We start from the raw sequence: 25,524 nt of genomic DNA on the forward strand, positions 1-25,524 counted from the left end.
TTAAAAAAAACAAATAATAGAATTTTAACAAACAAAAATTGATAAAATGCTAGTAAAATTACAAAGGTTGGGTAAGTGTTTAATTTATCCAATAGCAATTTTACCATTTGCTGCGATTTTGAATCGGGTTGGTCAATTGGGTATCCAATACACCGTTTCTATTCCATGATTACAGCATATCTTTCAAGTTATTCAATTTCCCGGTGTAACGGTATTTAATAATTTAGGATTAATTTTTGCGATAGCTCTTGCTTTTGGATATGCCAAAGATCTTCGTGGTGAAGCTGCTCTTATGGGTGGTCTTGCATATATAATTATGACTACATTCCTTGGTGAAAACGGAATGGCTTCATGATTTTATAGTCACGTCTTAGATTGAAAACAATCGGATTTCCCGAGTGGTTTTCCTTTTAAATCAGGTCATTCTAGACTTCTTTATGGGGTTACTTATACTGATCCACAGGATGCTTCAAAAGGATCTTTTCAATATATTTTAGATATTGGAGTATTTGGGGGTATTTTCCTTGGTTGTTTTTCTGCTTTCTTTTACAATAGATTTAAAGAAATCAAATTACATCCTGCGCTTTCTTTCTTTAGTGGAAGAAGATTTTTACCAATGGTAGTGCTATCTGCATCTATTCCTTTTGCTGTTTTATTTGCTGCTATATGACCATGATTTCAATACGCTCTTCTATCAATGGGAGAATGAATTGGTAATGGTTCTAGCGGTGCTAGTGGGTCAAAACTTAGTTATAACGCTGGAGCTAGTTTAAAAGCTGGTGGGTTTGCTTTCGTTTATGGAATTATTAACAGATTGATGCAACCATTTGGTTTACATCATATTCTAAATACATTCCTATGATTCCAATTACCAATTAATGGTAATTTATTAGTGGAATGAATGGATAAATCAGGAACACTCCATCATGCTGGTTCAAGTGTTACAATTTATGGTGACATTAATGCCTTTATGATTGGGGTCAATGGTGCTGGTGTATTCCAAACAGGTTATTTCCCTATGTTTTTAGGTGGATTACCAGCCACTGCGTTAGCAATGGTTATGACCGCTAAAAAAGATAATCGGAAACAAGTTTTAGGATTCTTATCTGGGGTAGCTGCGGTTGCCTTTTTAACAGGTATTGATGAACCCCTTGCTTTCTCATTTATTTTTGTATCGCCATTGTTATGGGGAATACATGCCTTTTTAACAGGGTTCTTCTCGTTCATAACAGTCGCGTTAAACATTAGAGTCGGATTTGGATTCTCAGCAGGATTTATTGACTACATCATTTCCCTACCAATGTCATGGGAACACGCAATGTCATTCACTGGCGGTGGGGCGAAAGTATTCTCAAATCCATTGATTATATTCCCATTAGCTGCTGCTTGTTTTGGATGTTATTACATAACATTCTACTACATCATTAAAAGATTCGATGTTGCGACTCCTGGACGTCATGATGTTGTCTTGAAAATGTCACATCTTGAAGAAAAAGAGGTCGAAGCCGAACATGTTGAAAGAGCCCTTGGTGATAGCGATCATATCGACGCAACCAAGGTTTTACCAAAAGTTGAAACAGATAAATATTATGTTTATGCTAGAAATATAGTTGACGGAGTTGGAGGGCCAGGGAACATCGTTAAAGTTGAAAACTGTGCTACAAGACTAAGAATTGAATTAAAAGACAATTCTCCTTCAATTGTAAATGATACCTTAATTAAACAAAGAGGTGGAGCATACGCAATTAAACGTCTTGGTAAAAAAGCTTATCAAATTATTATCGGTACCGATGTTGAACATGTTGCAAATAGAATAAATGATATTCTTAAAAAAGAATAGATTAATTTAAAACTATTTTCATCTAAATGGAGGCCATGGAGCCTCCATTTTTTTTATTAAATAAATATCTATAATATCTTTTACATTTTTTATATATTAATATTCTTTTAGTATTTTTTTTAAATTTCCAAATTAATTTTTTACTTTTTTCATGAAGTTTTCTTTTTCTAATCCTTTTAAAAAATTCAACAATTGACTTAACTCAAATAAATATTTTCAAAAAGCGTATCAACATTATCAAAAAGGTGATCGTTCTACTGAAACATTGATTAGAGAAATTGAAAATAATAATTTAACTAATAATTATTTTTTTTCTAAAAAAAGTAAACAGACTTTAATTCAATTTAAAAATCATCATTTTAACCCAACCCCTTTACCTAATTTTTTAAATGATAAAAGCATTCCAAGCACACTTTGAAGATATGGTTTTATTTTTGTTTTCATGGTTATGCCGATGTTAATTGGTTTTTTTGTCTATATTTTTCAACCTCAGATTTTAATTATTAGAAGTCCTTCAACAGGAAGATTAATTTTCAGCCAAACAGATTGATTGGATACTTTTAATAATATTTGGATTTTAACAGCTTTTTTTTATTTTATTTTAATGTGGACTTTTTCATGAACATTTCGTAATGACATGAAATTTTCAGGTTTATTTTTTATTTTATATCTTGTGATGACCTATATTATTATTTATTTTGTCCTATTAAAGATCATAAACATTCAGAGCGGAATAAACCCAAATACAAGCAGTGATCCGTCCAAGACTCTTTTTTTTCTTGTTTTTTTTATTACAACCATTTTTATTTTTATTAAAGCGAAGGTTTTCACAATAACTTTGTTTTATGAATTAAGAACTAAATGGTTTAGTATTCTTTTATGAGGTTTAATTTCAGGAGGAGCAATTTTACTTATCGGAAGAGCATTACACATTAACAATTATTTTTCTGACAACTTTTCTAATAAACTTTTTAATAGTCATGATACATCGCTTCCAGTTTTATTTATCGCTGTTTTTTGCGCTCCTGTTATAGAAGAACTTGCTTATCGTGAAGGTTTATATCGTTTAGTTAAAAATAAAACTTTATTTTTAATTCTTGGAACTTTATTATTTGCTTATGTTCATGTCGATGGAAGATATGCAATAACATACAAATCTACTCAAACAAGTTTTGTTATATCTCAACTTCCACGAATAAAATATTATTTATTTGGATCATTTGTTTTTACAGCTATTTATCTTTTCAAAAGATCGGTTTTATACACAATACCTGGTCATTTTTTAAATAACGTTGTAGCATCCCTTAGTATGTTGCTTTAGCAATATTTAAGATTAATATTCAAAATTACTTTTAACAATTTATAATTTATAAAACAAAAGTTTTAAATAACTTTAAAAATAACCTAAATAAATTGATTTTAGAAAAGTAAATGTAAATGATTAATCTTTTTTCATATCTTAAACTTAAATTCAAATATTATCATTCAGCATTAAGAAAAGTTTGTCCTGAATCTTCTATTATTGATAACTTTGAAACTATCATTGCAACTAATCAAGGTAATCATTATTTTCCAAGTCAAAGTTCACGGATTTTTGTTATTAATTATTTAAACCGTCAACCATTTAGAACTGACACAAAAACCATTCTTCAAGGTAAAAATACTTTCATCGATAAACATGTTTCTGCTATCTTTCTTCTTGCTTATATCCTTTTACCGGTTGTTCTTTCGCTTTTTTTATTTTCTTTCAGACATTATGGTTTTTTATCTTCCAAAATTGCATTTAATGGTCAAATCATTTCATACGGTCTTTATATCATAAGGGTCTTTACACAAATAGTTTATCCCTTTTTGTTAATTTTATTAAGCATCTTTTTATGGGTTACATCATGAAATTTTCGTGATAAATTACGATTATCAGGTTTTTTCTTTCTTATTTGAGCTATTTCATTTTGAGGGCTTTTACCTATTATTTTAGGGGTTGTTATTAATCTGTTTAAAAACGCTAGTTTTGTCCAAGCTGACCGTGAAATAATTAATTCTATGATTGCTATCACAGTTCAATCAATCTCATACATGTTATTAATTGGACTTTATTTTTGAAAATTTTATCTTTGAAAAGCTTCGTTTTTATTTCAGTTTAAAACCAATTTCAATAATATTCTTATTTGAACAGGTTTTGGTGTTATCGCTGTTTTTATCTTAAATTGAGTTTTTAATTTTATGTCTGCTAATTTATCAAACGCTTCATTCTTAAATTTTTTCTTCGATGCAAAATCAGATAATCAGGCAGGAATTAATAAAATATTTAATTATTCATGGTTTGGGAAGGTATCTATTTTTATTCAAAGTATTTGTTTAGCGCCTTTAATTGAAGAGTCAGCATGCCGAGAAGGTATTTTTTCGTTAAGTAAAACCAAAAAGAATTCGATTATTGTTTGAATTTCTTCAATTTTATTTTTTTCTAATATGCATGTTATGAACGGTGATTCATTGGATAACATCGGATCAATTACTGGTTATTTAGGCGGTGCTATCGTTTTTTCAACTGTCTATATGTTGAAAAAAAACATCGCTTATACATTTCCAATTCATTTATCTTATAACCTGTTAGCATTTATAATGCTTTTGTGATAAGTTTATTTATTTTATGGAAAAAGATAATAACAAAATAAATCTTGAAATTGAAAACTTAATTAAAGAAATTAATCAAGCACGAGAAGATTATTGAGTTAAATCAAAACCAAAAATCACTGATCAAGAATACGATATTTTATTTGATAGATTAAAGTTACTTGAACAAAAATATCCGCAATTTAAGTCTCCTAATTCACCAACGATTAAAGTAGGATATGAACCAACAGCATCAAACTTAATTAAAGCAAAGCATTTAACGCAAATGTTATCTTTAAGCAACGCCTATAACCGCGATGATATTTTAAACTTTAAGAAATCAATTTTAAAAAAGATATCTTCTGACTCTTCATGTCATTTTTTTCTTGAATTAAAACTTGATGGACTAAGCATTGATTTAATTTATGAAGATTATCAACTTCAAAAAGCGATAACACGTGGTGATGGTTTAATTGGAGAAGATGTTACAGATCGAATTTTAACAATTGAAAACCTGCCAAAGAAAATTAAATATAAATCTTTAAATGTAACCGGAGAAGTGATATTATCTAATTCAACTTTTAAAGAAATAAATAAAGAAATTGAAATTAAAAACGAAGCATTAATTAAAGACAATAAAAAACCACTTTCTTTATTTTTAAGTCCGAGAAATTTAACTTCAGGCACTGTTAAACATAAATCATTAGAGCTTGTTAAAGCAAGAAAATTAAATATCTTTTTATACAATGTTGTTAATTGAAAAGATTTCAATTTAAAAACACAACAAGAAACGCTTCATTTTTTGAAAAGAAATCATTTCCCTGTTTTTGAAGGCGGTCAATTAATTGAAACAGATCAAGATATGTTTGATTACTTTGACAAATGAGAAAAAGAAGCGAAAGATTTAGATTTTAATGTTGATGGTGTTGTTATTAAATTAAATAATCTTTTAGATAGGGGAGAACTAGGAGCAACAATTAATTGACCACGATGAGCGATTGCTTATAAATTTAAAGCAGAATCGATTATTAGTGAACTTTTAGATGTTGAATACGGTATCGGAAGAAGTGGTAAAATTACTTTTGTCGCTAAAATTAAACCAACCTATTTAGATAATTCTTTAATTTCTAGGGTTCATTTATATAACTATAAGTTCATAAAAGATAACCAAATCAAAATTCATGATAATCTTGAAGTCATTAAATCTGCTTCTGTTATTCCTAAAATTATCAAGGTTCATCATATCGATAAAGATACAAAAGAAATAGAAGAACCTAAAATTTGTCCTTTTTGTTCATCACAATTAGTTAAATATCAAGACTTAGTTGATATTTATTGTCTTAATATTAACTGTCCTGGTATTGTTATTCATTCTTTAATTCATTTTTGTTCCCAAGAAGGGATGAATATTACAGGACTTGGAACAAAAACGATTGTTAAACTGTATAAACTGGGTATTATCAAATCAATTATTGATATTTATAAATTGGAAACGATTGATAAAGAAATCTTTTTCAATGACAAAGATTTAAATTTTAAACTTAAAAGATATAACAATTTAATAATAGAAATCAGACATTCTCAAAAAAGACCGTTTCAAAACTTACTTTTCAGTCTTGGTATTAGATTTTTAGGAAAAGGTTCAATCAAATTACTAATTGATCATTTTTCTAACATTGATAACTTAATTAACGCTGAAATTGAAGATTTTTTAAAAATTAAAGGGATTGGCAAAACAACCGCTTTTTCAGTTGTTCAATTTTTCAAAAATGAAAGCAACCTTAACCTTATCCAATTTTTTAAAGATAATAATTTCAATCTATCAGATAATTTAAATCAAAAGAAAGAAGTTTCAATCTTTACTAATAAAAGCGTTTTGTTAACTGGGAAATTCCCGCACGGAAAAAAAGCTATTTATCAATACTTACAAAGTTGTAATGCTAATATTGTTTATAATATAAATAATAAACTTGATTACTTAATTGTTGGAGAATCACCTGGTAAAAAATTAGAAATTGCTAAAACTTTACCAAATGTCAATATTTTAACTTTCAGCCAATATTTAGAATTAATAAACAATGCTACTTAAAGATAAAAACACCAAAATTAAAGATTTAGAATCACAAATTATCTTTTTTACTTCAAGATTAATGTTTGCGGTTGATGAACTTTTTACTAAATCATTAATCGATGAATTTGACGATTTGATTATTAAATTCGATATCATGCAAACTTTAATTAAAGATTATCAAATCGATGACGAAACAGAACAGTATTCATTTTGTCATAAAACCCCTTCTTATATGCAACTCCGTGATGATGTTGTCGATTTAACACAACCATCAGCAAGCGAACTTATTTCTGCTAATAAGTTTTATACAAGAATGGAAGATAATTATTTTGTTATTCCTAAATTAGTTAATAAAGAATAATTTTTATGGATTTTTTTTCAAAATATCAAAAATTAAAGCCTTCTACTAATATTCAAAAAAGTTATTTAGCGATCTTAGATAATTTAGATCTTAACGGCCATGTTTCATTTAATTATTCTTTAATTAACAGCACCAATTGAAAATCTGAACCAAAAATTGATAATTTAACTGATATAAATCTGCAAACCTTATATGGTTTATCTTATGCTTTAAAAGATAATTTTGCAACCAAAGATTTACCGATGACTATTGGTTGTCAGTTTTTAAGAAATTTCTATCCTTTTTACAATTCAACCGTTTTTGAAAAACTTTACACCCAAGGTGCACAAATGATTTGCAAATCAAATCTTGATGAACTATCAATGGCAGGAACTGGTATTTTTTCTTTAAACGGACCGGTTAAAAACCCTTGAAATAAATTACATATTTCAGGCGGTTCCTCTTCAGGTTCAGCCGCTTTAGTTGCTTGTGGAGCAGTTAGTTTTGCTATCGGAACTGATACAGGAGATTCGGTTCGAAAACCAGCCGCTTATTGTGGCGTTGTTGGTTTTAAACCAAGTTGAGGAATGATTTCTCGTTATGGACTAGCCGATTATGCACCATCATTGGATACAGTTGGAGTATTTACCAATTCTGTTAAGGATTGTGTAACAGTAACTAATTGCTTAATCGGTTACGATCCTAAAGATTTTACAACTTATCATTTAAAAAATAAAGATATAACTATTAAACTTTCAACTAATAAAGATAAAAAATATAAATTTTTTATTTTTAAAGAAACTGACAATGATGATTTTAAAGATAACATTAAACTTCATTTTGATGATTTGGTTAATAATTTAAAAGCAAAAGGGCATACGATCGAATATGTTTCTTTTAAATCTTTATTATTATCATCACTTACTGTTTGTTATGAAATCATTTCATATGCTGAAGCTTCAAGTTGTAATTCTAATCTTTTAGGGACAACTTTTGGTGAAAATGTTGATAAAAAATATCAAAGTTGATTTGATCAAATTTTTGCGAACCGAACTAATTATTTAGGAAGCATGGTTAAAAGAAGATTTGCGATTGGTTCCTTTGTTCTAAGTTCTGCTACAAAAGGCATTTATTTTAAAAAAGCAAAAATTATTCGTAAAATAATAGTTCATAAAATGGAAGAATTATTTAAAACCTACGATTGTTTAATTGCCCCTACTATATCTAAACCAGCACCTTTAATTAGTAAATATAAAATTGATGACCCTTTTTATGATCATGAAAATTCTTCTTTAGAAAATCAGTTATTAATTTCTAATTTCTGTGGAAGTCCATCGATTAATATTCCGTTTAAACTTGTTAATGGTTTACCAACAGGAATAATTTTAACCGCTGATCGAAACGAAGATCAAAAACTTTTATCGATTGCTCAAGAGTTAGAAAGTATCATTAAATTTGAAAATTTATTATTAAAAAATGGCAAAGCTTAAAGAATATAGTTTAAAAGAAATTTTAGAGATTTTTGAAATTTCGATTGGATTAGAAATTCATGTTAATGTTATTAGCAAAACAAAACTTTTTTCTCCAACTCCAGTTGTTGATTTTAAATCAAAACCCAATGTTGGGGTCGGTTATTGAGAATTAGGTTATCCTGGAGTTAAACCGCTTTTAAATAAAGAAGTTGTCATCAAAGCATTACAAACTTGTTTGCTTTTAAATATGGATATAAGCAAGGTTTTAACATTTGATCGGAAAAACTATTTTTATCCTGATTTGCCGAAAGGTTATCAATTAACCCAATATTATAATCCGATCGGTAAGAACGGATATTTAAATATTTTTTCATCACAGGGAAAATTAAAAAAAATTCGTTTTATTCATCTTCACATTGAAGAAGATAGCGCCAAATTACTTCATAAAGAAAACAGAACTTTGATTGATTATAATAGAGCAGGTAATCCTTTAATCGAAATAGTTACCGATCATATTGATTTAAAAACAGGCGATGATGTTCAAATCTTTTTAACAACCCTTCATAGTTTATTAGTAGATCATAAAATAACAAAAGGAAGATTAGAAGGGGGCGAGTTTCGCTTTGATGTGAATGTTTCTTTAAAGAAAAAAAATGCTTTAGTATACGGTCAAAAAGTTGAAATTAAAAATATAAGTTCCTTTAATTTTGCTAAAAAAGCGACTATTAATGAAATTATTACGATCGGTAATAAATGTTTGAATAATATTCCAATCGATGCTGAAACGAAAGGTTTTAATCCGAAAACGTTAAATAATTTTTCAATGCGTAAAAAAACGACTTTAGCTGATTATCGTTATATCCCTGACTGTAATATTTTACCGATTGAATTAGATAATAATTGGATTGAAGAACAAACATCTAAAATTAGTATCAAACCAAATTATTCAGAAAAAATCAATATCATCGTTAACGAATGAAAGTTTTCAAAGAAAGATGCTATTGCTATCGTCAACAACCCTTTATTGCTTAACGTTTTAAAAAAACTCCAAAACCATGATCGAGTTTTATATTATGTCTTTTTTTCTAACCTATTTATAACTTATCTTAATCAAGATCAAGAATTAATAAAAAACTTTTCTAAAATTAATAAATTTTGTTTTTTTCTTTTTAATCAAAGACAAAAATTTGAATTTATTATTTTAAAAAAAATCGTTAAATCTTTTATTAATCAAATTAATGAAATAGAAGGGGATAACTTTCAAGAAATAGTTAATCAAATAGTTGATACTTCAAAATCAAGTGATGATGTCATTCCTGAATTGAAACAATTTGTTCAAGAACTGATTCAAAATAATCCTCAAACTATCGATGATTATTTAGATCCAAAAAGAAAAGATAAAGTGATTAACAATTTTTATATGCGAAGAACTGTTCCCGCCTTTATTAAAAAATTACCCAACCCTAAATTAATCAAAGAAATAGTTATTTCAGTTCTTGATAAAAGGATTAAAAAAGATTAATTTTTAATATTTATTGCATCCGTTTAACCAGCTAGTTATTTTTTCGATATCTCCAACTTCAAGAACCAAAAGAAGCTGATCTGCTATTTGTAATTCAGTTGAAGGTTCAGGGAATATCAATTCATCATATCGATCAACTGCTATGATATTAATTCGTTTTTTTCTTCTTAAATCAAGTTGTTGTAACGGTATATTAACGATTGATAAATTATTAACCGCTATTTTAGCAAAAACATATTGTTCATTTAAAATAGTTATTTCTGAGTTTTTTGAATAAACTAGACGGTAGGCTAGATTTTTGCCTGATTCAGCTTCAGGGAAAACAATTTCTTTAATTCCAAGCGCTGATAAAATTTTATAATGTTGAAAACTAGACGCCTTTGCTGTAATATTTTTAATCCCTAATTCTTGCAGACAAGCAATTGTTAAAAGACTAGCTTCAACATTAGTTCCAACCGAGATAACAACATTGTCAAAGTTTTGAAGACCCAGATCATTAAAGACTTCAGATGAAATATTATTAATAACAATCGCTTTACTTACTTTAGTAGCAATATCGTTAACTTTTTTTTGATCGATATCAATTGCTAAAATATTGCAATTCAACTCACTTAATGTTTCGATTAAATGTTTTCCGAATTTTCCAACCCCGATGACACAAATATCTTTCATTATTTATAGATTTTTTGTTTTTTTATTTAAAAGATTAAAATATTTATATTTATATAATTAAATAGTAAAATATAGAACAATTTATATAATTTAATCTTTTATATTCTTTTCATATTATTATATATTGTTACATTGTGAAAAATTTTTATCAAAAAAAATCAAATCAAAGATTTAGTTTTTTTAAATTTTATAAAAAATTACCCTTTAAGTTTAGATTATTTTTAGGATATGTTATTATTCTTTTTGTTATAGCATTATTATTATGATCTAAATGAGCATTAAAAAATCCTGATAATCAAAATCCGCTTTTTGTTGACAAGCATCAAAGATTTAGTTTTATTGATGCTTTATTCAACGCAGCTAGTGCTTTTTCTGATACAGGATTAACAACAACTAACGTTTGAGCACAATTTAATCTTTTTGGACAATTTCTTTTGATGTTGTTAATCCAATTAGGGGGGATCGGGATAATAGTTATTAAATTTTTTATCATTTTCACAATTGGTAAAAAACTTGGGTTTTTAGATAAAATCGCCTTTAATGAAGAAAAAGGATTTAATAAGTTAGGTCAAACTTTTTCAATTACAAGCGTTTCAGTTATTTCTATTTTCTTGTTTGAGGCTGTTTTTTCATTAATTTTTATGTTTCATTTTCATCAAATGGATGTTGGTGATCCTAAAAATTTAGCTATTAATCCTAATGATGCTGATTGAAAAAGTTTTAACCATGTAGTTGACCAATTACATAATTCATGAACTTTATCATGATGATATGGTTTATTTCATTCTGTTTCAGCTTTAAATAATGCTGGGTTTGATATTTTTGGAGGAAATACTTTTGTTTATTTTGGAACCGATTATTTCTTTCAAATTTTAGTTATTATTTTATTTGTTGTTGGTGGAATTGGGTTTCCGATTTTTTATGAATTTTATTTACGTTGTAAATATTTTTATCAAAAACATTTCAGATATCGAAAAGTTGATAAACCGCATTTTTCTTTATTTTTTAAGGTCGCTGTTCTTTCTTATTTTATAGTTTTCTTTGCAGGGATATTTTTAGTTCTTTTAATTGAATATATAAACTCAGCCTATCATATTCACCAATATGTTGACCCTAAAGTCAATAATTCGATTTTTGATAACGCGGTTGATAAAAACTTTGCTCCTTCGATTTTTAATGACCCCCATTTTTCTTTTTATCAAAAATTCATGTACATTGTTTTTAACGCTTCTTCAACTAGAAATGCAGGATTTGGCACGATTCCTATTCAACGTTTCGCTTTTTCTTCACGGGTAATTTTATCATTTATGATGTGAATTGGTTCAAGTCCATGTTCAACAGGTGGTGGGATTAGATCAACAACTATGTTTATTGTTATTCTAACTATTATTCGGATTATCCAAGGGAAAAGCGAAAAGATTAATGTTTTTTCACGAGAAGTTCCAAATGAAACGATTAAACAAGCCTTTATTATTTTTGTAACCGCCATTATTTTAGTTTTTATCAGTTCTATCATCTGCTTATTTTCAATTTCAAATTCAAACTTAGATAATGTTTCCCACTATAATTTTTTAGATTCATTTTTTGAAAATACATCCGCGTTTGGAACAACAGGACTATCGACAGGATTTTCTTATTATTTAGATTCTGTTTCTAAAATAGCGATTATTATCTTGATGTTTATCGGTCAGTTAACAATTAGCAATGTTTTATTAGTAACTGTTACCCATCACAAAAAAATAATTTCACAATCTACATTTTATCCAGAAGAAGATATATTGATTGGATAATTTACAAAAAAATATACATTTATGATTACAGTTTTATTAGGGGCTTTTTGAGGGGATGAAGGAAAAGGTAAAATAATTAATTATTTATCACAACGGAATGATTTAATTATTCGTTATCAAGGCGGTAATAATGCTGGACATACCATTTATTATAAAAATATCAAAATTAAACTTTCGCTTCTACCTTCAGGGATAACAACCAAAAATACGAATAATTTAATAGCATCAGGGGTCGCGTTAAACCCAGATGCTTTATTACAGGAAGTTGATAATTTAAAAAAATCAGGTCTTTTTAATGGAAAATTATATATTTCTGAAAATGTTCATCTTATTCTTCCTTATCATCTTAGAATAGATGAACTGACAGAAAAAAGCAAAGGAAGTGATAAAATCGGAACTACCAAAAAAGGGATTGGTCCATGTTATCAAGATAAGATCGCAAGGGTTGGAATTAGATTAGTTGATATTGAAAAGACAGAAGCTTTTTACAATAAAATTAAGAACACTTTATTCTTTAAAAACATCATTTTTAAACATTTTAATTTGCCGCAATTTTCAGCAGATCAAATCTTTGAATATCTTTTAAAAGTAAAAAAAGATTTAAAACCATATATCATCAATCCGCAACTGCTTCTTGATTCTTTTATCAAGGAAAATAAAAAAATATTATTTGAAGGAGCGCAAGGTTCATTATTGTGTTATGAAACAGGAACCTATCCTTATACAACTTCATCATCACCAACAAGTAGTATGGTTTTTTTAAATTCCAATCTTGGTCTTAGAAAAATTAATAAGATTATTGCTGTCTCTAAAGCATACACAACAAGGGTTGGTGAAGGTCCGTTTGTCACTGAACTGTTCGATGAAACCGCTACTTATCTTCGTGAAAAAGGGAATGAATATGGTACTGTAACGAAAAGACCAAGAAGAATTGGGTGATTAGATTTATTTGCTTTAAAATATTCAATTAAAGTTAATAGTTTTACTGAAATAATCATAACTTTAATCGATGTTTTAAGTGGACTTAAAGAAATTAAAGTTTGTGTTGGTTATCAGTTAAACGGGGAAGAGATTGATTATTTTCCATTAAACAGTCACATTTTAAAAACAGTTAAACCAATTTATAAAGTTTTTAAAGGTTGAGATGAAGATATAACAAAAATAACGAATTATAATAATTTACCGTCAAACTGTAAAAATTACCTTCAATTCATTGAAGATTTTATTAATGTACCGATTAAAGTTATCTCTAATGGTCCTAAAAAAAATAACATAATCTTTAAAAACAACAACAAAACAAAATAATATGATTAACAGATATCAAACTAAAGAGTTAAAAGAAAATTGATCTGATAAAAATAAATATAAAACTTGACTTAAAATTGAACTTCTTGTTTTAGAAGCTTTAAGTTTTGTTGGAATTATCCAAAAAGATGAAGTTTCAAAAATTCAGAAAAATGCTAAATTTAATTTAAAAGAAATCGAAAAGATTGAAGCTGAAATCAAACATGACATGTTAGCTTTTACACAAAATGTTTGTCAAAATTTAGGTCCAGAAAAAAAATGATTTCATTACGGTTTAACATCTTCTGATATTATTGATACATCATGGGGGGTTTTAATCGCTTCTGCTAATAACTTTATTCAAATTGAATTAAATAATTTATTAAATAACTTAAAAAATTTAGCGGTTAAATATAAAGAAACTTTTATCATCGGAAGAACGCATGGCATTCATGCTGAAATAACAACTTTTGGTTATAAATTTGCTGTTTGATACAACATTATGCAGCGTAATTTAATTCGATTTCTAGCAGCTAGAAATCGAATTGAAATAGGGGTTATTTCAGGAGCAGTTGGAAACTATGCTAATATTGATCCATTTATTCAAGATTATGTTTGTGATCATTTAAAACTTGGATCTTCTAAAATATCAACTCAAATTTTACAACGAGATCGGCACGCTGAATACCTTTCTATTTTAGCTTTAATAGCATCTGCTATTGAACAGATTTCAGTTGAAATTAGAAATTTACAACGAACTGAAATCAATGAAGTAAGAGAACCTTTTACATCCCATCAAAAAGGTTCAAGTTCGATGCCTCATAAAATGAACCCTATCTTAAGCGAAAACCTTTGTGGTTTGTCAAGAATGGTTCGAGCATATGCTCAAGTTGGTTTAGAAAATATGGTTTTATGACATGAACGTGATATATCTCATTCATCATCTGAAAGAATTATTATCCCCGATGCAACAACCCTTATTCACTACATGTTAAGAAGAATTAACTATATATTAACTAATTTAACTGTTTTCCCTGAAAACATGTTAAAAAATATTTATTATGATAGAGGGGTTATTTTTTCACAAAGGGTATTGCTTGCATTAGTTGAAAATGTTAAAATGTCTCGTGAAGAAGCTTATGACTTTGTCCAAAAAGTAGCTTTGAATGTTATTAAAAACGAAGATAGCAATTTTAAAGATGAATTAATTAAAGCCAAAATCCCTCTTTCTAAAGAAGATTTGGATGAATGTTTTAATATTAACCATTACTTAAAAAATGTTAATAAAATCTATAAACGTTTAGAAATTGAGAACTAAGCAATTTTTTAATTTTATATATTTTAAAAAAGATGAAAAGTTATCTAATGATTAACTTTTCATCTTTTTTTTAAATAAAAATTTTAATTTATTTTAAGTTTAATAATAATACAAATTACCACCTTTAACAGATAACAGATAATAAAAAACTTATCGTTGAAAAGAAAAGATAAAAAATAAGTTAATAGGTTTTATCACATTTTTTTTATTTTATAAATTATTCATAATATAAGAAACTAAAATTCATAACCGTGGATATGAGTTTTTATACATTAATAATTAAAAAATAACAAAATAGTTTTAATAGACATTTACACTAAAACTCTTTCGATAAAATTTCAAAAAATCAGTTATAGAATATTATAAAAAGGAAATATAAGACCTAAAACAACAATTTAAAATATGATAAATTTCAAAAAAAGAAGTAAGTACATTTTAACTACTGCAGGACTTACATTAGCTTCTTTAGGTATTTTTGCTGGATGTGGAAATTCAGGTAGTCCAGATTCAAGCGCAGTAGACAAAAAATCAATCAAAAAGACTGTGGATAATCTTTTTCAGCACGGAATTACATATCAAGAATACGGTGGATTTTATTTAAAAAATAGTATTTTTAATGTTGCCTTATGAGATGATTCTGCTATTAAGGAGTTAGTAACTCATGGAACAAAAACAAATGATGATACTTCTAACGTAGATTTAAGTGTTAGCTCTGTAATTACATATAGCGTTTTCGAACAAGATGATGGTTCAAAAATTATTGAAGCAACACTTCTTATTAATGATGCAGATATACCAGCCCCTCATCAAGAACAATTTACTAACGGTGACACAAACCCTGCTAATAATTTTATTTATACAATTGCTTATGATACCAATCAAGATGGCGATGTTACAGGTTTTGCTCCATTTGGATATTATTTGCTAAACGAAGTTGAAGCTGATGGTGATGGTTTAATTAGAAGTAATAACCTAAGAGGCGATATATCATATAACACTGATTGGAAAGCAGGTCAATCTTTTGATCCAAAAACAAACAACACTACTCCAGATGGTAAAGTACAAGGCGTTCCTTTGCTTGATAACAGAGTAGTTTTTTCTAATAATCAATATATAGATAATGGCCCAGATCATCTTTTAAGTCTTGGTAATGCTTTTTATCTTGCAGCAAAAGATCAAACAGATCATAAACTTGGATTTTTAGATGACGTTACAACTGGTCTTCCGTCAAAGATTAATAAAAGTTCATTTTATTTAACCATCGGTTATACCAAAGATTTAAAGGTATTAGTAGATAAATTAGGTATAGGCAATGGTTATAATTGATCGATAACATCTTCACAGTTATCATTTTCCAGTTTTTATGTACAATATATCGGTCCAGATGAACAAGGTATAAAAAAAACGGTATACGCTCCAATAGTTTCTTCATCAGTAATTCATAAAGTTATTAAAGATCGAGATGACATAATTAAATATCTTGGTTTTTATGGTGCTGTAGATTTTCAATATTCTTCATATGGTAGTAATGGTTATATAGGATATAAAGTTTGGAATTTAGGGTTATTTCCTCCAAAAAAATAACCGTTAAAAATTTTAACAATTTTTTAAATTAGTAAAACCAAGAACAAAGTTCTTGGTTTATTTATTTTACTTTTTTACAACTTATTTAAAACATATAAACTTAATATATTTTTATCTAATCAATGATTTTAAACATCTATAGTTATTAAGTTATATTTATTGTTTATACATTGAAGAGTGCATTTTTGTATATATCCGTCGTTATAAATCATTTATATCCAACAATAAAATAGTTTTTATGTAAAGTATTGTTTCTAAGTTTTATATAACATTACAAAGTAATAGATAATATATAAAAGTTAAAGAAAAAAGTAACAATTTTTAAAAATAATGATCAAAAAAATATAAAAATAAGATGAATTTAAAAAAAATAAGTAAGTGTATTTTAACTACTGGAGGATTTACATTAGTTTCTTTAGGCATTTTTGCAGGATGCGGAGACTCAGATTGTGGAGAAAACAAAGCGAGCATCAAACAAACTTTAAATAATCTTTTTAATAAAGGGATTCAAATAGGGGACTATAACGGTTCAGCAGAAGGAAACAGTAATTTTAATGTTTCTAGCGATGATAAAAATGCTATAGATAAATTAGTAAAAACTGGTGCAAAAACCAATGCTGATGATACAAAGGTAAATCTAACCGTTACTTCTGTAATTTCAGATAGTATTATCATAAATAATGATGGTTCAAAAGTGATTGAAGCAACAGTTGTTATTAATGATGCAGATATTCCAAACGCAACCAAAAAAAGTTTTGTAACTACTAATTTTACAAACCTAGCTAATAATTTTATTTATACGATTGCTTATATTATTGATAAAAACAATAATGTTATAAGTTTTACTAAAGTTGTTAATAGTTATACTAACCAACTTGAATTTTTTGGCGATGGATTAACTAGGTATGATAACAACGGGAACATTATAGTATTTAACCCTAAATGAGTTAAAGGTAATCATCCTTTTAATGGACAAAAGCAGGATAATCAAAATATAAAAGCTGTCCCTTTGTTTGATAATAGAATATCTTTGTTATCAAATGATAATGGTCCAGATTATCTTTTAAGTCTCGGCAATGCCTTTTACCTTACAGCTAAAGATACAGGATCTCCAGTTGATGTTTTTGATGATGTTTTAAATTCTCCAATTTCAGATATGCCTTCTTCTACATTTGATTTTAAAATTGGGTATAGCAAAGATTTAAGTGCATCAGTAAACAAATTGGGCAATGGTTATAATTGATCTATAAAATCCTCGCAATTATCATTTGCGCAATTTGATCTGAATTATAAAACCGAAGAACACACTACTTTATACGTACCAATAGTTTTTAACGGCGATTTTAAGAAACCAGTTCCTGAAAAACAGAAAAAAGAACTGATTAAACATCTTGCTTTTTATGGTACTGTAGATTTTCAATATTCTACAACTGGGAGCAATCATTATGTAGGTTATAAAGTTAGTGATTTACATTTATTTTCTTAAACATAATAGTCGTTATTATTTTTTAACAAATTTCTTTTTTAATACTTAAAACCAAGCGTTTAGTTCTTGGTTTTTTACTTTAAGTAAATATGTTAAAAATAAACTAAATCAGTCATTCTTATCGAAGGATTAAACCTGAAAAGACTAACAATAATGATGTTAAGTTATAAAGCATATATAAAAATAATGAAGTATAATGAAGTTTTTAAGACTGATATAAAAAGATTAACTAAATGAATTGACACCACTTTTATTTTAGTGATTGTTGTTTTTGTTGTATTGTTAATATTACAATTTATAAAATAAAATGAAAGTTAATATATGTATAGAGTAGATAGAAATAATTTTTTTGAAAAGAATAAAAATGCCACAGTTTACACCCCTGATTTTGTAAGCAATTTTATTTATGAGATTTTAAAAAATAGTATTGATAAAAATAAAGTTATTTTTGATCCTTGTGTAGGGAAAGGTTCTTTATTAAACCCTTGAATTAAAAATAATTATAAAAGTTATGGTGTTGATATTATTAACACAGATTTTAAAAATGTTTTAATAAAAAATTATTTAGATGTTGAAAAAAATGATTTACCTAAAAATATAGGTCTGGTTATTATGAATCCACCTTTTAACCTTGATCATGAAATTAAAAGCACCATTTCTAAAAAATATGGCAGAAAACCTTTGTTACCTGAAGTTTGATTAATGAAAACATTAGAATTATTTGATAAAAATATACCTATTGTTTTATTTACTCCTTATGGTTTAAGATTAAATTTAACTATGACTTCTAAAAGATGAATTAAATTTATTAATGAATACCCCCAAATTAGTTCTATTGTTTCATTACCTAAAAATGTTTTTGAAGGTGTTTTATTTCATAGTGAAATATTAATTTTTAATATTAAAAATATTAAACCACACTATTTTTTAGGTCAAAATAAGTAATTCAAGACAATTATCAAAAAATAAAAATCAACATATAGTAAAAAATGTAGAATCTAAAAAACAAGATAAGAAAATATTAAATTCTGTTAAAAGTGTGATTAACTATTTAAATGATGAATATAAAGATATTTTGAATCAAAAACAGTTAAAAATAGGTTAAAGTCAAAATATATCTTTTATAGAAATGTTTGAATATATAAAGAGTTTTAATATAAGAACAGAGTTTAATTATAAATACACAGAACAAAACATTAACAGAGGAATTAAACCAGATGGAGGTATTATTATTTATATAATGAAAAGATTAAATTTATATGTTATTTAAAAATTTTATATTATGTTTTTTTAATATGTTTTTTATTTCAAATAAAGTATTAGTAATTGTGTTATCACCTTGAATAAAATTACATTTTCTATGAATTCAAAAAACATTATCTACTTTATGATTGTTGTCTGTTCTATTTTTTCTTGGTTTATCATGTCCTAAAACAAGACTTAAAGGATCGCTTCTTGCATTTCTTATAAAATCTCAATAAGAGTATCTTTCTAAACATAAAGGACAAATAGGATCAGATACATAATTATCATTTTCTAATTTTTGATAAATTATTTTTATTACTTCATTAATTTTTTCTTTATGTTTGTTTCATATGTTAGTTTCTTTAAAACTTAATAAAAAAAGTTTTAATAATAACAATGCAATTTTATTACATTGTTCATATTCACCATATTCAGAATGTATTTTATCAAGTTTTCATCTAACCCTTCTATCTCCACCTTTACAAAATGAATTTTTTTCTATTTTTTTAATAACATCTTTAACAATAAAATTTAAAGTGTTATTATTTTCATTATTTTTAAAATAATTTAAAGCACTATTTAAAGTATTTATATTTATACATTTAAAAACTAAATTTTTTATATTTTTATCTTTATAAAATAAAGTAATTCTGTATGTTAATTTATTTTCATCTCAAACTAAACTATCTTTATATATTTCTTGTAGTTTTATATAATCTAAATTACTTAAAATTATTGTTGCTGTTTTTCCTGGATTACACAAATTTCTTATTTTCTTTAATATGTTTTGATTAGCAATTAATTTATAATCACTTAAAAAATCATTTAAATTATTGTTATTTTTAACACCACTATTTTTAAATATTTCTGTTGTTTTATTTCAAACATTAAATCATGTGTCTGATGGTTGTTCATCTTTATTATAAATTCCACAAATATTACAACATCAATTATTTTTATTCATTATATTAAACTATCTTTTTTAATCTTGTTTCTATTGTTTCTTTATAGTTTTTATCTTTTTCAATACCTATATATTTTCTTTGATTTTTTTTAGCTGCTACTGCTGTGGTTCCACTCCCTAAAAAGAAGTCTAAAACAACATCATTCTCATCAGAACTAACTTTAATAATTCTTTCAATAAGTTTAAGTGGTTTTTGTGTTGGGTGATTATATGTTTTTTCTCTTGTTTGTGTCATTTCATGGTTTCATGTGTTAGTAAAATCTTCTTTTGGTAAAAATTTTGTTTTAAAATATTCATATTTTTTTTCTAAACCTTTATATTTATTTTCTATTGCTCAATTTTGAATTTTAATATACTGATCTTTTGTTATAAAGTTATTTCCAATTAATCAATTAAATAAACAACCTGTTAGTCCATTAGTTTTACTTGGGAATAATTTTGTTATTTCTTTTTTATTAATTCCATTTTTTTTAATAAAGTCATTTAAATATTTTGAAATTTTAAACATTTTTCAATTATCTTTTTTTGTTAAATATGAATTTGAATAAAATAGTATATTTTCTGTTATTGAAGAATAAGATGTTTTATTGCTTCAATTCTTTTTTTGTAATGAATTTGGTTTAACTCAAAACAAAACATTTTTTAATTTAAAAAATTTATCTGCTTCAATTTGAGTGTATGCTGATTGTTTGGTATCTGAAAAAATATATAAACTACCATTATCTTTTAAAATTCTTTTACATTCTTTTAATCATTTTTTACATCATTTTATATATTCATTTAAATTATTTCACTGATTATCTCATTTTATTTCTGTATTTTTTCAATCTTTTAACATCTTTTTATAATAAGGTGGATCAATAACAATCAAATCAATACTTTTATTTGGCATTTTTTTTAATATTTTAAAACAATCACAATAAAAAACATTATTTAAATAATCATTAATATCATTTTTTTTCTTTTGTTTTTTAACAGTTACTTTATTTTTAATTATTTTTTTAATGTAATTAACATTATTTAAATTTTCCATTTTCTCTACTTTTTTTATTTGTTATTTTTCATCTTTTAAATCTTTATATTCTCAATTTTCCATATCTCTCACTTCTTTATATTTTATAAATTTGTAATACTACAAATATAACAACCATAACAAAAACAAAAATGGTATTTATATCAGATTCAAAAACTTTTTCATTATTTATTTTAATTGAGTCATCTATTTTTTTATATCTATTATATCTTTATCTAAATCATCAATTTTATTAATTCTTTCAGTTAAATTATTTACACCTTGGGTACATAATTTCTCTAATTCATCAACATCTTTTTTTAAATTATCAATTTTATTTTTTAATTCTTGGTTTTCCATTGTTGTCTTTCTTTCAAAACATTCACCACTTTTTTTAGGTATTGAAGTGGTTAATAAATTAGTTTGAAGTTGTTGAATAGTTTTAATTAATTCTTGGTTTTTTATTTTACTTTTTTAAAACCAATTCAATTTTAAAATAATTTTTGTTATTTGAAAAAACAGAAATATTAAATTAACAACTTTATAAATTATTATTTTCTAAATTTAACATAAATTTCAATATTAATAACTATAATTAGCAGTTTTAATAAATATTATTAATCTTTTATCTATTAAGTTCATAATATAAATATAACTTGATATAAATCTATCTTTTTAATCCTTTTCATCTTCTTTAGATTTAAGTTATTAAGTTATCGTTATTCTCTTTGACATTTCTAAAAGGATCTTTGGACATATCTGTCGTTATAAATTATTTAGCAACTATCAGATGGTTTTTGGCAGCACGGGTTAATAAAATCATTTATACAAACCTTTCTAACATAACACATAAAAACCAAAAAAAAGTAAAAAATATAACAAATAATAATTTCAAATATGAAAAATTTATGCAAAAAAACAAGCAAGTACATTTTAACTACAGGAGCACTTTTAATTGCTTCTTTAGGTATGTTTGCTGGATGTGGATGCGCAAAATCTGATTGAAGTTTGGACAAATCAACAATTAAAAAAACTTTAGATGATCTTTTTAATAATGGAATTAAAATAGGGGACTACAATGGTTTAGCAGTTCAAAATCCTAATTTTAATGTTTCAAAAGATGATATAAATGCTATTAATAATTTAGTAACTACAGGAAAACAAACAAATGATGATACTTCTAATGTAGATTTAAGTGTTAGTTCTGTTATTTTAGATAGAATTACTCCCCTTGATGACAATTTAAAAATCGTTGAAGCGACAGTTCTTATCAATGATAAAGACATACCAAGACCAATTAAAGAATCATTTGATTCTCCTCATTTTACAAACCCTGCTAATAATTTTATTTACACGATTGCTTATATTACTGATAAAGATAATAATGTTAAAGGTTTTGCTAATGCTAGAAACAACCCCCTTTTACCATTTCAATTTTATGGCGATGGTTTATCCATAAGTAATATAAAAGGAGACCTTATATCATATAACAAAAATTTTGATAAAAAGATTCCTTTTGACCCAACTAAACCAGATCAAAATGTCAACGGTCTTCCTTTATTTGACAATAGAGCAGCTTTAGATAAAAGTAAAGGACCGACTGATAACGGACCTGATAGAATTTTAAGTATTGCTAATGCTTTTTTTCTTGCATCTAAAGATTACAATCCAAAACATTTATCAGCACCACTTGGATTATTAGGTGATTTTCTATTACCAGCTTTTGCTGGTCAACGAATTTTTGATTTTATAATCGGTTATACAAAAAGTTTAACTGTAGCAGTAAATGAAATAGGTAATGGTTATAATTGATCGATAACAGCTAATCAATTATCCTTTGCAAAGTTTGATATCCATTATTTTAAAGGTAAAACCCCTAATGGTTATATACCAGTAGTTAGTTCTGATGTTCTTAGATCAGAAATTAAAGGGTCAGCAAAGGTTACACAACATCTTGCCTTTTATGGTAATGTAGATTTTCAATATTCTAAAACTGGAACTAATGGTTATGTAGGTTATAAAGTAAGTGATTTGGGTTTATTTTAAAGAAAATAAACGTTAAAAAAATTTAAGATTTTTTTGTAAATATTAAAACCAAGAACTTTTTCTTGGTTTTTGTTTTGATTTTTACAGTCAATGTAATTCATTTAATATTTTATAACTACAATGACTGAATGTTAAATTAATTGAAGACAACAACCTGATAAGTTGTTACTATACAATAGTTTAATATCTTTCAAAATATTATTTAAAGTTTATTTTTTTGATGTATTAACAGTTATAGTTATTGATTATTTTCAGTTATAATATAGACAGAACTTAAACACATATCGTTTTAATTAGTGTTTTTAACGTTCTTACGGTTTTATAACCAATTACAGTCTATATTAATTTTCTTTTAATATAAATTAAGTATTTTTATCCATAATCCGTGTTGGTTATAAACCATAATATAAACAATAATCAAAAAAAACAATAATAAAAGTTTTTAGGTATTATATTGCTAAGATTTATATAATCTTGCAAAATAATCCATAATATATAAAAACAAAATATAAAAGTTAACAAAACTTTAAAAAATATAAATAGAAAAAATATATAAAAGATATGATAAATTTCAAAAAAACAAGTAAGTACATTTTAACTACCGGAGGACTTGCATTAGCTTCATTAGGTATTTTTGCTGGATGCGGAAGTTCAGGTGGCGTAGACAAAGCATCAATCCAAAAGACTGTAAATGATCTTTTTAAGAATGGAATTGCGAAACCTAAAGACAAATACAATGGATCAGCAGTTAAAAATCCTAATTTTAATGTTAAAAAAGATGATAGTGATGCTATTAATGCTTTAGTAACTAAAGGAACTAAAACAAATAACGACAGTATAAACTTATCTGTTACATCTGTAATTGCAGATAGTGTTGTCGCATTAGATGATGGATCAAACATTATTCAAGCAACGCTTCTTATTCATGATGAAGATATAAAAGCCCCAACAGCAGATGATTTTAAACCAGGTACTGCTGGTAAGGAGAATACGTATAATAATCCTGCTAATAATTTCATTTATACTATTGGTTATTTTACCGATAAAGACGGTAATATTACAGATTTTGCTCAAGTTGGAAATGATTTTCTTCATACAGTTGAATTTGCTGGTGATGGTTTATCTACAACTGGTCCATCAGGGGAAGCTATAACTCTTAACGATGACTTTGATGCAACTGGTGGCGATTTTGACCCATCAAAAACAAACACAAACCTGAAAAGCATTCCTTTATTTGATAATAGATTTGTAGTAAAAAAACCACCAGTTATAGATAATGGTCCAGGTAGTCTTTTAGGTCTTGGTAATGCTTTTTATCTTGCAGTAAAAACCTCAACAAACCCAGGTCTTTGAACATTAGCTGATAGTATTGGAAACAAACCAAAAGGTGATGACATAACTAATAAATTTTCTTTTGGAATCGGTTATACAGATGGTTTAAATGTATCAGTAAATAAACTGGACAATGGCAATGGTTATAATTGATCGCTAACATCTAATCAATTATCTTTTTCTAAATTTGATATAGAATACTTTAACAAGGGCGCTCCTTTATCTTTTGCTCCAATAGTTAGCACTACCCAAGTTAAAACCCCAACCCCAATCCCAGCTGGTGAAAAGAATCCACCACTAACAGTAAATCTTGGTTTTTATGGTAAGGTAGATTTTCAATATTCTATAAAGGGTAATAATGGTAATAGTTATATAGGATATTCAGTTAGCAATTTAGGTTTATTTAAATAACAACAACCGCTCAATTTTTTAACAAAATTCTTTTTTAAGAATCAAAACCAAGAACTTAGTTCTTGGTTTTTTTATTTTATTTTGTTATAACTAATTTAATTTATTTAACATTTTAAAATAATTATTGTTCTTTGCCAAACGAAATATTAAATTTTATAAATCACTTTAATCTTAATAAGTTTTAGACCGGTTATATTTTAAAAATTATGGTTTAATATATTTTTAAAATAATATCTAGTTATTACAATTTATTCAAAATAAATAAACTTTATTTATATATTATTAGAATAAAAATTTTTATAGTTTGATATATAAATTGAAAAATTATATAGAAACAAAATCAATAGTTTTAGAAATTATTATTTTCTAAATTAGATGAAAAATTCGATATGAAAGACCAACAAATGTTAGTTATCAACTAACTTTTTTTTCATTTTAATTAAGTTCATAATATATAAACTTAATATATTTTTATCTAAGCAATCTTTTTAAACATTTATAGTTATTAAGTTATATTTATTT

General features: G+C 26.0%; 19 protein-coding genes. 15 read left to right on the plus strand and 4 right to left on the minus strand.

Annotated features, from left to right (window positions below; genetic code table 4):
- The first annotated feature begins 46 nt into the window (after window positions 1-46).
- The 7 genes from JRW51_RS01550 (at window position 47) to gatB (ending at window position 9,858) form a co-directional block, all read left to right on the plus strand.
- Window positions 47-1,840 (plus strand): PTS transporter subunit EIIC, encoded by a 1,794-nt coding sequence (locus JRW51_RS01550; protein ID WP_250328930.1) that lies wholly within the window; start codon window positions 47-49, stop codon window positions 1,838-1,840.
- A gap of 151 nt (window positions 1,841-1,991) precedes the next feature.
- Complete coding sequence (locus JRW51_RS01555) at window positions 1,992-3,161, plus strand: CPBP family intramembrane glutamic endopeptidase (RefSeq protein ID WP_250328931.1); 1,170 nt, start codon at window positions 1,992-1,994, stop codon at window positions 3,159-3,161.
- Between the two features lie 116 nt (window positions 3,162-3,277).
- Window positions 3,278-4,477, plus strand: a complete 1,200-nt coding sequence (locus JRW51_RS01560) for a type II CAAX prenyl endopeptidase Rce1 family protein (protein ID WP_250328422.1) — start codon at window positions 3,278-3,280, stop codon at window positions 4,475-4,477.
- Window positions 4,478-4,490: 13 nt separating this feature from the next.
- Window positions 4,491-6,542 (plus strand): NAD-dependent DNA ligase LigA, encoded by a 2,052-nt coding sequence (gene ligA, locus JRW51_RS01565; RefSeq protein WP_250328423.1) that lies wholly within the window; start codon window positions 4,491-4,493, stop codon window positions 6,540-6,542.
- On the plus strand, window positions 6,532-6,885 hold the full coding sequence (locus tag JRW51_RS01570; protein WP_250328424.1) for a hypothetical protein: 354 nt from the start codon (window positions 6,532-6,534) through the stop codon (window positions 6,883-6,885). The genes ligA and JRW51_RS01570 overlap by 11 nt, the downstream gene beginning before the upstream one ends.
- 5 nt (window positions 6,886-6,890) lie before the next feature.
- Window positions 6,891-8,354, plus strand: coding sequence for an amidase family protein (locus tag JRW51_RS01575; RefSeq protein WP_250328425.1), 1,464 nt, complete (start codon window positions 6,891-6,893; stop codon window positions 8,352-8,354).
- Window positions 8,341-9,858: an Asp-tRNA(Asn)/Glu-tRNA(Gln) amidotransferase subunit GatB gene (gene gatB, locus JRW51_RS01580; RefSeq protein WP_250328426.1), complete on the plus strand. Its 1,518-nt coding sequence runs from the start codon at window positions 8,341-8,343 to the stop codon at window positions 9,856-9,858. Before JRW51_RS01575 ends, gatB begins: the two co-directional genes overlap by 14 nt.
- Window positions 9,859-9,861: 3 nt before the next feature.
- Here gatB and JRW51_RS01585 read toward each other — a convergent pair whose 3' ends face one another.
- Window positions 9,862-10,530 carry a potassium channel family protein gene (locus JRW51_RS01585; RefSeq protein ID WP_250328427.1) on the minus strand — a complete coding sequence of 223 codons (669 nt, stop codon included), beginning with the start codon at window positions 10,528-10,530 and terminating at the stop codon, window positions 9,862-9,864.
- 134 nt (window positions 10,531-10,664) lie between these two features.
- Here JRW51_RS01585 and JRW51_RS01590 point away from each other — a divergent pair, with 134 nt between their 5' ends.
- The 6 genes from JRW51_RS01590 to JRW51_RS01615 all read left to right on the plus strand — a co-directional run bounded on the left by JRW51_RS01590 (window position 10,665) and on the right by JRW51_RS01615 (window position 18,937).
- Window positions 10,665-12,320 (plus strand): potassium transporter TrkG, encoded by a 1,656-nt coding sequence (locus JRW51_RS01590; protein WP_250328428.1) that lies wholly within the window; start codon window positions 10,665-10,667, stop codon window positions 12,318-12,320.
- Window positions 12,321-12,341: 21 nt separating this feature from the next.
- Window positions 12,342-13,625, plus strand: coding sequence for an adenylosuccinate synthase (locus tag JRW51_RS01595; protein WP_250328429.1), 1,284 nt, complete (start codon window positions 12,342-12,344; stop codon window positions 13,623-13,625).
- Between the two features lies 1 nt (window position 13,626).
- Complete coding sequence (gene purB, locus JRW51_RS01600) at window positions 13,627-14,922, plus strand: adenylosuccinate lyase (protein ID WP_250328430.1); 1,296 nt, start codon at window positions 13,627-13,629, stop codon at window positions 14,920-14,922.
- Between the two features lie 402 nt (window positions 14,923-15,324).
- On the plus strand, window positions 15,325-16,506 hold the full coding sequence (locus JRW51_RS01605; RefSeq protein WP_250328431.1) for a hypothetical protein: 1,182 nt from the start codon (window positions 15,325-15,327) through the stop codon (window positions 16,504-16,506).
- Between the two features lie 355 nt (window positions 16,507-16,861).
- Window positions 16,862-17,992 (plus strand): hypothetical protein, encoded by a 1,131-nt coding sequence (locus tag JRW51_RS01610; RefSeq protein ID WP_250328432.1) that lies wholly within the window; start codon window positions 16,862-16,864, stop codon window positions 17,990-17,992.
- A gap of 321 nt (window positions 17,993-18,313) precedes the next feature.
- The gene (locus JRW51_RS01615; RefSeq protein ID WP_250328433.1) at window positions 18,314-18,937 is read left to right on the plus strand and encodes an N-6 DNA methylase; all 624 of its coding nucleotides are present in this window, start codon (window positions 18,314-18,316) and stop codon (window positions 18,935-18,937) included.
- Window positions 18,938-19,247: 310 nt separating this feature from the next.
- On the opposite strand, the gene JRW51_RS01620 is transcribed toward JRW51_RS01615, so the two are convergent.
- From JRW51_RS01620 to JRW51_RS01630, 3 genes are all read right to left on the minus strand, one after another.
- Window positions 19,248-20,201 carry a hypothetical protein gene (locus JRW51_RS01620; protein WP_250328434.1) on the minus strand — a complete coding sequence of 318 codons (954 nt, stop codon included), beginning with the start codon at window positions 20,199-20,201 and terminating at the stop codon, window positions 19,248-19,250.
- Window positions 20,202-20,205: 4 nt separating this feature from the next.
- Window positions 20,206-21,234, minus strand: a complete 1,029-nt coding sequence (locus JRW51_RS01625; protein ID WP_250328435.1) for a DNA-methyltransferase — start codon at window positions 21,232-21,234, stop codon at window positions 20,206-20,208.
- A gap of 186 nt (window positions 21,235-21,420) precedes the next feature.
- Window positions 21,421-21,573 carry a hypothetical protein gene (locus tag JRW51_RS01630; RefSeq protein ID WP_250328436.1) on the minus strand — a complete coding sequence of 51 codons (153 nt, stop codon included), beginning with the start codon at window positions 21,571-21,573 and terminating at the stop codon, window positions 21,421-21,423.
- A gap of 537 nt (window positions 21,574-22,110) precedes the next feature.
- Between JRW51_RS01630 and JRW51_RS01635 the strand changes: the two genes are divergently transcribed.
- Together JRW51_RS01635 and JRW51_RS01640 are read left to right on the plus strand one after the other, a co-directional pair.
- On the plus strand, window positions 22,111-23,259 hold the full coding sequence (locus JRW51_RS01635; protein WP_250328437.1) for a hypothetical protein: 1,149 nt from the start codon (window positions 22,111-22,113) through the stop codon (window positions 23,257-23,259).
- Window positions 23,260-23,820: 561 nt separating this feature from the next.
- A complete protein-coding gene (locus JRW51_RS01640) occupies window positions 23,821-25,002 on the plus strand; it encodes a hypothetical protein (RefSeq protein WP_250328438.1) in 1,182 nt (393 codons plus the stop codon).
- Window positions 25,003-25,524 lie beyond the last annotated feature (522 nt).

The sequence above is a fragment of the Mycoplasma sp. SG1 genome, assembly GCF_023612375.1.
GTDB lineage: Bacteria > Bacillota_I > Bacilli_A > Mycoplasmatales > SG1 > SG1.